General features: G+C 43.5%; 12 protein-coding genes. 8 read left to right on the top strand and 4 right to left on the bottom strand.

Annotation, left to right across the window (positions count from 1 at the left end; translation table 11 throughout):
• The first annotated feature begins 199 nt into the window (after window positions 1-199).
• The 7 genes from LAY57_RS26840 to LAY57_RS26870 all read left to right on the top strand — a co-directional run bounded on the left by LAY57_RS26840 (window position 200) and on the right by LAY57_RS26870 (window position 2,899).
• Window positions 200-640, top strand: coding sequence for an addiction module protein (locus tag LAY57_RS26840; RefSeq protein ID WP_249070237.1), 441 nt, complete (start codon window positions 200-202; stop codon window positions 638-640).
• A complete protein-coding gene (locus LAY57_RS26845) occupies window positions 641-1,015 on the top strand; it encodes a clan AA aspartic protease (RefSeq protein WP_249070238.1) in 375 nt (124 codons plus the stop codon). It abuts the gene before it with no gap.
• Window positions 1,016-1,131: 116 nt separating this feature from the next.
• Window positions 1,132-1,305 carry a hypothetical protein gene (locus LAY57_RS26850; protein ID WP_249070239.1) on the top strand — a complete coding sequence of 58 codons (174 nt, stop codon included), beginning with the start codon at window positions 1,132-1,134 and terminating at the stop codon, window positions 1,303-1,305.
• A gap of 28 nt (window positions 1,306-1,333) precedes the next feature.
• On the top strand, window positions 1,334-1,666 hold the full coding sequence (locus tag LAY57_RS26855; RefSeq protein WP_249070240.1) for a hypothetical protein: 333 nt from the start codon (window positions 1,334-1,336) through the stop codon (window positions 1,664-1,666).
• Window positions 1,630-2,025 carry a hypothetical protein gene (locus LAY57_RS26860; RefSeq protein WP_249070241.1) on the top strand — a complete coding sequence of 132 codons (396 nt, stop codon included), beginning with the start codon at window positions 1,630-1,632 and terminating at the stop codon, window positions 2,023-2,025. Before LAY57_RS26855 ends, LAY57_RS26860 begins: the two co-directional genes overlap by 37 nt.
• Window positions 2,026-2,132: 107 nt before the next feature.
• Window positions 2,133-2,507, top strand: a complete 375-nt coding sequence (locus LAY57_RS26865) for a DUF433 domain-containing protein (RefSeq protein WP_249070242.1) — start codon at window positions 2,133-2,135, stop codon at window positions 2,505-2,507.
• On the top strand, window positions 2,504-2,899 hold the full coding sequence (locus LAY57_RS26870) for a DUF5615 family PIN-like protein (RefSeq protein WP_249070243.1): 396 nt from the start codon (window positions 2,504-2,506) through the stop codon (window positions 2,897-2,899). The genes LAY57_RS26865 and LAY57_RS26870 overlap by 4 nt, the downstream gene beginning before the upstream one ends.
• A gap of 165 nt (window positions 2,900-3,064) precedes the next feature.
• Here the strand turns inward: LAY57_RS26870 and LAY57_RS26875 are convergent, their stop codons facing one another.
• Entirely contained in the window at window positions 3,065-3,586 is a 522-nt protein-coding gene (locus LAY57_RS26875; protein ID WP_249070244.1) for a hypothetical protein, read from the bottom strand.
• 93 nt (window positions 3,587-3,679) lie between these two features.
• Complete coding sequence (locus LAY57_RS26880; protein WP_249070245.1) at window positions 3,680-4,090, bottom strand: hypothetical protein; 411 nt, start codon at window positions 4,088-4,090, stop codon at window positions 3,680-3,682.
• Between the two features lie 272 nt (window positions 4,091-4,362).
• Between LAY57_RS26880 and LAY57_RS26885 the strand changes: the two genes are divergently transcribed.
• On the top strand, window positions 4,363-5,727 hold the full coding sequence (locus tag LAY57_RS26885; protein WP_249070246.1) for a helix-turn-helix domain-containing protein: 1,365 nt from the start codon (window positions 4,363-4,365) through the stop codon (window positions 5,725-5,727).
• A 168-nt stretch (window positions 5,728-5,895) separates the two neighbouring features.
• Here the strand turns inward: LAY57_RS26885 and LAY57_RS26890 are convergent, their stop codons facing one another.
• Both LAY57_RS26890 and LAY57_RS26895 read right to left on the bottom strand, forming a co-directional pair.
• Window positions 5,896-10,101, bottom strand: coding sequence for a S8 family serine peptidase (locus LAY57_RS26890; protein WP_249070247.1), 4,206 nt, complete (start codon window positions 10,099-10,101; stop codon window positions 5,896-5,898).
• 697 nt (window positions 10,102-10,798) lie between these two features.
• On the bottom strand, window positions 10,799-11,170 hold the full coding sequence (locus LAY57_RS26895) for a HetP family heterocyst commitment protein (RefSeq protein WP_249070248.1): 372 nt from the start codon (window positions 11,168-11,170) through the stop codon (window positions 10,799-10,801).
• Window positions 11,171-11,869: the final 699 nt, after the last annotated feature.

Here is an 11,869-nt window from a genome sequence, read left to right on the forward strand (position 1 = left end):
TTGATGTCTTTAAGCCCTCATAAACGACCTGATTATCAGCGAGGTCGAAGGGCTCAAATGCTTATCCAGTCTACTTTTGAGCTATAGTTGTCGCCCCTTCAGCAAGAAGTGCGATCGCGCTTCTGGGACTTGCAAGTAATCAGCAGTTCTTCATCTCAAAGTATGATAGAGTTAATGTATCACAAAATCCTTAAATACTATGACCATTGAGAATCTTGAAGCTGAGGTTATGGCATTGCCAAGGGACTCTCAAGCAATATTGCTATCGCGACTCCTAAAACACTTGGGACAAAGTAGTGAAATCGATCCAGAAGTTGCATCTATCTGGATTGAGGAAGCCCAAAGGCGCGATCGAGAAATGGATGCTGGTCAAGTTACTGGTATTCCGGCTGAACAAGTGTTTGATAAACGGGGTAAAGAACTTTATGAGAAGGTTATCCGCGCTCAAGTAGAGACACCGGAGAATATTGGCAAGATTATTTCAATTAATGTGGAGACAGGTGAATATGAAATTGGAGAGGATTTGGTAGTAACGAGTAGCAAATTACAAGCGAAACAGGCTAATGCAATAATTTGGGCGGAACGGATTGGTTTTGATGCGGTTTACGCTGTTGGTGGTACATTGGTCAGGACGGCATAAATGATACCAGGAATTGTAGTTGGGCGACAAGCTAGAATTAGTTTAATTTTGCTTCTGCCAGAAAATTTAGAGATAGAAATTGAGTGTGTTGTTGATACAGGTTTTGAAGGTTTCTTGACTTTGCCATCTCCTGCGATTACTAAACTTGGGTTGCATTATCTTGGACAAATTAATGCAAAGTTAGCCGATAATTCCAATGTGGCAAGTAACGTTTATTTGGCAACTATTTTGTGGAATGGCGTAGAAAAGGATGTTGCAGTGCTAGGAATGGGGCATCGTCCGCTTATAGGGACTGCGCTACTTGAAGATTATCATCTCAGTATAGATTTCTGTGATGGTGGTACGGTTCTTGTCGATGATATTTTGCGATCGTGAGTGAGTTGGCTTATAATTTTGGGTGCGATCGCGCTTTTTCCGGGACTGGCGAGTAATCAGTAGTTTTTCATCCCAAAGTACGATAGACTTAATGTATCAAACAATCCTTAAATCCTATGACCATTGAGAATCTTGAAGCTGAGGTTATGGCATTGCCAAGGGACTCTCAAGCAATATTGCTATCGCGACTCTTAAAACACTTGGGAAAAAGTAGTGAAATTGATCCAGAAGTTGCATCTATCTGGATTGAGGAAGCCCAAAGGCGCGATCTGACAATCAATTCCGACTGAATAAATTTATTGAGGCACTTGTCAGATCATGGTGACAGTATCAATTAAAGACGAATATGTTGAAGTGTTGAGTGCTTTGGGCGATTTACAGGCGGCTATGGATTTGGCACTTCAACGCTATACCATTGAGCAGATTACAGGGAAAATTGCTGAACTTCGACAAAGAAATGCTGACTATCAGGCTAAATATGGGATGGATTATCTCGCTTTTAATCAACGAGTTTCTGAAGATGAAGTTTTTATCAGAAACCTCGAAGCAAAGGTTAATAATTTGTGGGAGATTGACTTAGCAGATTGGGAATTTTGCGATCGGGGGATAGGAGATTGGACGCGAAAGTTACAGAATATTTTGCTGATGTAATTGCCCTTGCTCAAGCTACTTTTGAAGGGGTAAAGTATGTTAATGATATGACACCCTTAAGGGCTATTTTGCGGATTGAGGCTAAATATGGGATTTATCGGGTGTTGATGACAGAGTTATTCAGCGATGAAGTACGAAAATATCGGTATTATGTTTTAGAGGGCGATCGCGTAGAAGCAGGTTTTGACAATAGCCCCGATCCCCGTGCTATTCGGCTCAAGTATGGTAGGATTGGAGAGGAATATGCAGGTGAAAATGTTCCTCACTTGCATTTGGATAATAAAAATCGCTTAGTTTTAACAGAAGAAATGATATTTACCGATTTTGTTGATTGGTTGAAAACAAATATTTCAGATTGAACCTAATCACTGCCAAGGGACTCTCAAGCAATATTGCGATCGCGACTCCTAAAACACTTGGGACAAAGTAGTGAAAGAGATAGAAATAACTTCTAGGAGGCTATAAAATGACAACCCAATCCAACGAAAAAGCAGAGATTATCCGTACAGAAAGAGGACTGACGATCGCAGGTACACGCATCACTATCTACGACATCATGGACTATGTGACGGCTCAATATCCACCTAAGTTTATCAGGGGATTGTTTGACCTGACAGAGGCACAAATTAACGCGGCTTTAGCTTACATTGAGGCAAATCGTGCTGATGTTGAAGTTGAGTATCAACAGGTGCTTAAGGAAGCGGAGGAACTGCGGCTGTATTATGAAGAAAAAAATCGCGATTTGATTGCTAGAATTGCGGCGAAACCACCACAACCAGGAACCGAGGCTGCATGGGAAAAACTGCGAGCAGCTAAGGCAAAACGTGAGGCTAAAGCATGATTTTTTTGATCGATCATAATCTCAATGGACACGCGCTAATTTTCTTTGGTTGTATTGCTAGTCAAGGTTGGCTTGATATCCTACCCATTCGCTTTATCACCTTTGATGAAATAGGCTTACCAATTAATACTAATGATCGGGTTGTTTGGCGACTCGCTCAAGAAAATCAGATGATTTTGCTCACAGCTAATCGCAGTATGAAAGGCAAGGATTCTTTAGAACAAGTAATGCGCGAAGAAATTACCCCTAATTCATTACCTGTGATTACGATTGGAAACGCGGATAGATTACTGAATGATTCGGAATATCGAGAACGTTGTGTTGAGAGTCTAATTGAGATTGTGCTTGGTATTAATGGCTATATGGGTGTAAGTAGGCTTTTTATCCCATGAATTAGGGTGGAGGTTATTGAAGAAGTGCGATCGCGCTTTTTCTGCTATTGGAGAGGGGAGGGGCAATCGCTATTTGATTACCAACAGATGTAGGTGCGTCACCTGCAATAATTGATTAGTTTGGTACAAAATTCTCGGTTTGAAGATGATGCACCCTACTATTGTCTAACGACTACGCGATCTGATAAATTCAGAATATCTCCGGGCACAAAGAGTCTGCATGCTAGCTGTGATTACCGCAACACCCTCTTTGCTATCCGTGTCCATAGCGCGAAGACTAAATGTTCCTCCTAGACCCTCAACGACAAGTTGTAAAAGATTATCCTCCCCCTGATAATCACAAATGTTACGAGCCAGATTGCATTTTTGTAGATTGGAGGCGTTTTTCCATCTTGGTAAAGATATTGTTGCATAAAGAGATGCGATTCCTGGATAAGCTATTCGGTCTGCTCTTTCAGAAATAGTCTGCCCTAATGACGAAGTACATTGGTAACTTGCAAGTAAAGTAGAGGGAATTGTTTGATTTCTCTGAGAAGAAGTACCCGGAATATTTGAAAAAGAGGCTTCTGCTGAAGAAGATGTTTCAGCATCAGAAGACATCTCTGACTGCAAACCATAACTAGGCATTACTCCCATAGTTGTAATGGTTACGGCAATTATTGAAATTGTTTTGAGAGAACTATACATAATTTTAGCCTTTTTGAATGTGTTGATATTACAAAGAGGAAACACACAATTATTGACAATTACTTGTTGGAAAGATCAGAAATGTTAAACTTATTACTGGGTTGCTTTTATGGCATCAATTATTCTATCTTGCTTGTTTCTTAATTCTGCTATTTTACTTTCTGCTACCGCTCTCGAATTTTGTTCAATCTGTTTAGTTCCTTCATATCTACTTAGCTTGGATACATCGTTTAAATATTCTTGCCAAGCCAATTCTGCGTCACGATAGGCATTCCATGCTAGGTCATAATGACTTTTTCTTTCTGTTGAGTTAAAAGTAGTAACAGCATTAGTTTGATGGAAATCACCTGCGCTTTCACGTTTTTCAGCTTCAGCACGAAATTCCTTGATCTCTTTAACTAAAGCTTCTGGAGAATGAGGGCCAGTGCATTGATATAATATAAGTCCCACTAAAACAGCAAATGTAATACCTATGCCCTTAAGAATATTCACAATTGTTTTCATAGGAAACGCTGCCCTTTTGGAAATCTTGTTTGGGTAAGCTCAATACTTGCACTTTCTAATCAACTAATTTACCTAACGAGTAGGGAGAACGCACTCGATCCTGCTTCCCTAATTTTATTTAGTCAATTTTCCCCTTGTCCACTCAAAATAGTAGACTTTAGCACCCAATTTCCTAAGTATCCTGAAAAAATTTAGTAGGATCTGGTACAATTCAGTTGACAAAGTAGGATTCAGTAGGATACAGTACACTAAATATCTATCTGTATCTACTTATGAATAATGTTGAAGATGTGTTACATTGGGCTGATAACTTGATTTTTAATGATACCGGAGAACATCTCACACCTATACAAGAAGCAATACTAACAGGCGTTTGGCAAAGACAAAAATATCCTCAAATAGCTAAAAATTATAATTGTGGTGAATCTCATATTAAAAAAGAAGCTGCTAAGTTATGGGAAAAGTTACGGGAGGAATTAGGAGAAGACCTTAATAAATTTAATTTTCGTTCTAAGTTAGAGAAAAAATATAGAGTTTCTAACATTTCTCATTTGCATGACTCTTTATTACAAATTGATAATGTTATTTGTGGTCAATTTATACAAACTATCAGAGATACACAAACCCGATCGCACTCTCCCCCCAACTCTCCCCAAAACCAAAACCCCTCACCAATCATCGATATAGCAGACGCACCCGAATTAACTAACTATTACGATCGCACATCCGAACTATCCACCCTCAAACAGTGGATTTTAGCACAGACGCGCTTAATTACCATATACGGCTTAAGTGAAATTGGCAAAAGTGCGATCGCAGTCAAACTCATCGAACAAATCCAAACCCAATTCGATTATATTATTTGGCGAAGTATCAGTAACGCTACCACACTTTCAGCACTGCAAACCGATCTGAAACAATTTTTTTCCCAATCCCAACAAACCCCATTACCCACAGTCATCGATTATTTTCGATCCTATCGGTGTTTAGTCATCCTTGACGACGTACAGAATATTTTTAGAAGCGGTCAATTAGCAGGTCAATATTTAGCAGGATATGAAGATTATGGCAAATTTTTTAAACAAATTGCCACATCATCTCATCAAAGTTGTTTAATCCTCCTCAGTTGGGAAAAACCCAGAGAAATTACCACTTTAGAAGGAGAAAACCGACCCACAAAAACGTTACACCTCAAAGGGTTAGGAGAACAAGCAGAAGAAATATTGAGAGAAAAAGGATTAACTGATGAGGAACAATGGTCGGAATTAATCACCCTTTATCAAGGTCATCCTTCCTGGTTAAATATCATAGCCGCCACAATACAGGAATTATTTAACGGTAGCGTATCCCTGTTTTTAGCAGAGCAAAATGAGATATTTTTAGGTGACTTAGAACCACTTTTAGAATCTCACTTAGAGCGTTTATCTGAGACAGAAAAACAGGTAAGCTACTGGTTAGCAAGTCAAGCTGAAGCTGTAGATATTTCCCAACAAACAGATGGCGCATTATCCAAATCTGAAATTTTGCAAGCTATCCAATCTTTAGCGCGACGCGGCTTAGTGGAAAAAGTGCAAGTAGGAACGCGATCGCACTTTCAGATCGATCGTATATTCAAACCATACATCGCTAGGGACTAGGGGCTAAATAAACTGAACACCCAGAAACCAGGTTTCTAGCCCACAATCGCCCCCCCGACCCCCCAAATCTGGGGGGAGAAGAGTCCTATTCCCCCCAGATTTGGGGGGCAAGGGGGGCGATTCCAGATTTGGGGGGCAAGGGGGGCGACAGCGTAAGTCCTTGGCGTTTTAGGCAAAGATGAAATTGGAGCTATTGAGAGAACCTGCCTGAATATCTTTTAGGATCGCTAGTTCTTGACCCAAGGCACTAATCCGGGTATCGTTGCCACTTTGTACGAGAGACAGGTCAGCAAAGCTGTCTACTTCCGGTAGACCACCTATACCGATCGCATCGCCAACCAACTCGAAATCTGCGATCGTATTAACAGAGTCGGGAAATGCTGCCATTGCAATCCAGAATTTGTCTGCACCGACGCCGCCACTCATGAGATTGTCGCCATTACCGCTAAACAAGATATCATCGCCGTCACCGCCAAACAACCTGTCGTTGAAGCTACCAAACAAGATATCATCGCCGTCACCGCCGTAGAGTCGGTTTCCGCCGGAACTTGCGGAAGCATCCACGATATCATTGCCATCACCAGCGCTTACGATCGCAGGGGCATCAAAAATGTTAATCTCATCATCTTCAGGAGTGCCAAATATGGGTTCACCCGGTCCGCCAGGTTCTCCTGGATTGTCGCCAGTCTGCTTGTTGCCAAAATTAAGACCTTCAACAATATCGCCAGGGCCGATTTCCGCAGTATGGGAACCCGGTAAAAGATTGCCTTCGCTATCCGTGAGAGAGAAATTGTCAATTAGCAACCCGGAATCAACGACACTATCTGTCACGTCCACAACTCCGACACCGACTTTGTACGTTCCCGCATTGGTGAAAGTGTAGGAGAACGACCCAAAATCGGTCATTTCAAAGAACGAGGGGGCAGAAGAAGGTACGAAATCACTATTCGTGCTGGCTAGTGTGTTTGCACCATCCGATGCGATCGAGATAAAGGCAAAATCGTTGTAGATGCTGGGTGTTCCCTCGTTGGTAAAAAAGTTCCAATCAAAAGTTAATTGAGAACCAGCTTCCACCGTGACCGTTTGTTGAATTGCCGAACCTTCCGTAGCGTTACCATTGCCCAAGTCGTCCAAGCTTCCAGCAGTTAATTCCAAGAAAGTTTCCAGTTCCGCATCGCTTACGGAACCAAAGGCATTGGAGATCGAAGCTTGATATGTTCCTTCCGTAGGGCCAGAACCAAACGCGGCTGTCTCAATGCTTGTAACGCCAGCAGTTTCCCAACTGCTGAAGTCGCCAGTTTCAAAACCTGCATTAGATGGAGCGCCGGGATAAGTCTGCACCCAACCATCTTTTAGCACTTCAGCAACAGTGTAGGTTCCCAGGTCTAAATCCGTGAATTCATATTCGCCGTTAGCATTAGTAACGGTAGATTCTTCACCCGCATCCAGCTGACCGTTCTGGTTTTCATCTAAAAAGATTGTCCAGTTTGCCAGTCCAGACTCACCAGCATCCAACTCGCCATCACCGTCAACGTCGTTCCACTTGATACCGTGAATCTCACCTGGTAGTGCTTGGTTGCCAAAGTCGATATCGCTAACAATCTCGCCCGGATCGAGGTTTACCGTGTGCGTACCATCTCCATCTGGGTACGTTTGCTCCCATCCCGGCTGCTGCACCTCCGCCACAGTATAAGTTCCCGCTTCCAGGCCAGTGAAGATATAATCGCCGTTGGCATCGGTCTGAGTGTTCACCTCGGTAGTGGTTAAGTTAAGCGACCAACTGTTAAGAGTGCCAACGTCGCCCCCAGCTTCATCCGAGACTTGCAATGTCCAGGTGCCGTTGGCATTTTCGCCATCGAAAGCAGCTAGAAGTTCTTCTGGTTGGAAGTTGCCGGTAAACGGCGCAAAGCCCGCAGTAATTGGTGTAGCTGCTTCGTCATCCAAAGTCGTATTGCTGAAGTTGTCTGCGCTACTGCCTACACCGTTGAAAAGTTCTATAGCCTCGCCAGTCGGGCTAATCAGGGAAACATTCAAATCTGCGTCGTAAGTATGGGTGATATCCAAAGTGACATTTACGTCAACGATCGGCCCATCCAAATCGCTCACATCAATTACCGAAGTGACTGTTGTATAGTCAGATATCAGCTTCGGAATATCGCTTGAACTTACATTGTTAACCTCTTCATCAATAACGCCGTTGTTGTTATCGTCCAAATAAATCGTCCAGCCTTCCAGCCCGGACTCGCCCGGTTCTTGCACGGCGTCGCCGTCTAAGTCATTCCACTTGATGCCTTTAATCAGACCAATGCTGCTGTCCCGGTTGCCGAAGTCGATGCCCTCAACAATTTCATCCGCTTCTACAGTTACCGTGTGCGTACCATCTCCCTCTGGATAGGTTTGCTCCCATCCCGGCTCCTGCACCTCGGCGACGGTGTAAGTGTCCGGTGCTAAGCCGGTGAAGGAATAGTTACCGTTGACATCGGTTTGAGTGGAGGGTTCTGGAGTCGCTATCTCAAGCGACCAACTGTTCAGGGTTCCGACATCAGCTCCCGCGTCGTCTATGACTTTCAACGTCCAAACACCGTTGGGATTTTCACCATCCAAAGCGACCAGAAGTTCTTCCGGTTTGTAGCTGCCGCTAAATGGAGCCAATCCCGTAGGAATTGAGGTGGCTGCTTCATCATCCAAGGTGGTGTTGTTGAAGTTGTCTCCACTGCCGCCTACATCGGTGAACAGCTCGATCTCGTTACCTGATGGGCTGGTCAGATAAACGTCTAAATCCGAGTCCCAAGTGTGGTTGATGTTTATCTTGACGTTTACGTCTTCTATTGTCGGGCCTAAGCCGCTGACCGCTAGGTCGGAGGTAATTGTACTCAGGTCGGCGATTGTCTTGGGAATGTCGGTTGAACTTAGGTTGTTAACTACTTGATCCAGGACATCATTGTTATTTTGATCTAAATAAATCGTCCAGCCTTCTAGTCCGGGTTCGCTGGGGTCTTTTACGCCATCAACATCTAGGTCGTTCCATTTGATGCCGCTAATTGTACCCGTACCGACTTCTGCGATCGCTCTGTAGGCATTCAGTCTGCCCCCGGTAAGGGTTTTTCCGTCCAAGGCTGCCACTGGATCGACCGAACCCAGAATTCGATTCTTAACTTCTTGGGCTGTCATGCCAGGATTTTGAGCCCAAATCAAACTAGCTACGCCAGATACGTGGGGAGTAGCCATTGAAGTCCCGCTGTAGGTATCGTATCCACTGCTGTAGGGAACGGTGCTGTAGATATTAACACCGGGGGCACCCAAGTCTACGGTTGTGGCACCGTAATTAGAAAATCCGGCTAAGTTGTCGTTACGATCTGTGGCAGCAACCGAGATGATATTATCCAAGTCGTAGTTGGCAGGGTACGCTGGAAATATATCGTTATTCGATGCCTCATTCCCCGCAGCCGCAACAAACAACTGTCCAGTATTACCTGCTGCTGCGATCGCATCATACAGCGCCTGAGAATAGCCACCACCTCCCCAACTGTTGTTGGTCAGCTTCGCACCCATCAACGTGGCATATTCCACTGCCTGAACGGCACCGAAAGTGTCTCCAAAACCACCAGCGTTCAGGAACTTAAGGCCCATAATCTGGGCATCCCAACTAACGCCTGTGACACCGACGCCGTTATTCCCTCTACCTGCGATCGTCCCCGAAACATGGGTTCCGTGTCCATTGTCATCAAAGGGATCTCCGTCATTATTTACAAAGTCATATCCGTGGATATCATCCACATACCCATTGCCATCATTATCAATCCCGTCGGAAATTTCCCCCGGATTCGTCCAAATATTGTCAACCAGATCGGGGTGATTGTAATCCACACCAGTATCAATCACACCAACTACTACATCAGAGCCAGTTTGAAGATCCCAAGCTTCTGCCGCGTCGATGTCAGCATCAGGGGTTCCGCCTGTCTGTCCGGTATTATTTAATCCCCAAAGTTGGTTAAAACTCGGATCGTTGGGAATTGTTGCATTTATCGAAACTACAAAGTTGGGTTCGATATATTCGATCCGAGAATCGTTACGGTACGTCCCAATCGCTTCTTCAACGGTGATTCCCTTAATTTCCCAAAGTTCAGTGTCAAGAGTTTCGGTTGTCGCGACAACTGCGGCATTGAGGTTTTCTTTAAGAGTTCTAACATCCTTTGCCGAAATCCCTTCTTTGAACTTAACGATCAGTTGCCCAGGGACGTATTCGGCACGTTGCACAAGGCCACTATCATCAGGTTCTTTGGGTTTATCTAAATCTTTGCCTTTATCCAAGATTTGGGATTTATCTAACTCTTTGAGATCGTCACTCAGTTTGTTGTCAAAATCGTTACTCATATTTCGATCCTCGTTTTTTAGGTAGCCCTTGGTTTTTCAAGAAAAATGTGAATCTTTTCTCCCATTTCGCCGCAGCATTTTACTTCACAGCAAGACTTTTATTGCCTTAGCTTGAAGCTCATTCGTAGGCTTTCAATTCAGAAAGCCTTAACTGTATTTTTTTTGCCCAAGAAAGCCGCTCACGAACTTTAGGAATAAGTTCACCTTCAAAATTCTTGTGATTTAACAATAACCTAGCTAACCCGATCAGTATTGCCAAAATGGCATATTTATAATTCTTTAAGAATTGTGACCCAAAACACGAAAAATATTGCTATGTAGCAATATTTTTCGTGTAATACCAAATCCGATTGTTTTACCCCCCTTTTCTTAAAGCCCGCCTACGCGGGCTTTGTTTGTGTAGCCCCACCATGAGAGGGTGAGGGTGAGGGTATTTTCTTGTAGGGTGCGTCAGACGAAGTTCTACAACGATTATCGAGAGTTTCAGGTTATGACGCACCCTACCGTATGTGCCAGTTGCGTAAGTCCTGATATAGAAATGTGCGTAAGTTTTGTTTACGATTAAAAACGAGACACTTGTTTGACAACTGAATGAAAATTTGAAACGAGCTATTTAAAAGTAGCCGAAAGTCTGCCGATCGTAAAGCACAAAACCAACTGGAAATGTATTTTCATTCAAAGTTGTCTTGCTCGGTCACTAATTAGAATGACCGTCACGTACCGATGGGTGCTGTTCGTTAATTGTTTTTAAGCAACCCAAGGCTGTAATCTTGCTTAGATACTTTTGTGAGGTTATATCATCAAACCCAGACCCAGAACGTTGGCTATCGATGTTTATATTATCTGTTTTATCTCTGACCGAGTTGCCAAGTTGGCAGTTTTCTTTGAGCAATCGATTGTAAGTCCGGTAGGGTATGTAGTGTAGCGGGTTGTAGCCAGCAAAACGCAGAATCAAAACACAAGCCCAGGAATACTTCCCAGCGTGGATGGCTTCCTCAATCTGAGTAAATTTTTCAGAACTCATAGCTTTGTCAAGTTTTGTGTTGGTATAAGAAACTGGTTGAGTCATAGCGTTCACCTTTTTATGTAAAGCGGAATTTATCTGTGTGGTACGGGTGTGACTGTGGCTATACAAATTGCACCTATGCAATCTGACGACCTAGCTAAGCAGCTATGCTTGTAGAAGCTTAGGACTCATAACAGATAGAAGCTGAGATTTCCGACACTCTTAGCCTTGGTGCAAAATCTCAGATAAACGCGCATGAGCCTAAGCGAGTTTTTGACCGCCAAATCGAGCATTTAGCAGGTTCTCTCAGCGGTTTTCCGAATGCCAGCGCAGGTTTTGTTTTAGCGCCGCAACTCGACGGTGCCAGTTTGCGTAAAATTTCTACCAGTCAAGAATTTTTTTTGCCGATGCTGAGGTAAGGATGTCGCGTGAGTATCGGCGCGGGAACGGCGTTGCCACCAAATTTAAAATATCCATGCTCACCCTTGGTACTATCACTGAGGGTCACTACAAAGCACGGCAGGTGGTTTCCGTAAATCTCGCTACTTTTAGTAGACTGCTGCATAAATAAATTGGTTCCCCCAGCACCCAGGTTTCGCTTTTGGCCAGTTTGGCTAAAAAATCCCTTAATTAGCTGTATTAATCCTAGTAAATTCACGTAACCATTGCAAAAGCAAGAGCTAAGTCTTCATAGAATCTTTAATCAAACGCGAGAATATCTTCATAGAATCTTTACAGGTACGTTGTTGCGCTTTAGCGCTG

Origin of the sequence: Argonema antarcticum A004/B2, from assembly GCF_023333585.1 — a bacterium.
In the GTDB taxonomy this organism is placed as follows: Bacteria; Cyanobacteriota; Cyanobacteriia; order Cyanobacteriales; family Aerosakkonemataceae; genus Argonema; species Argonema antarcticum.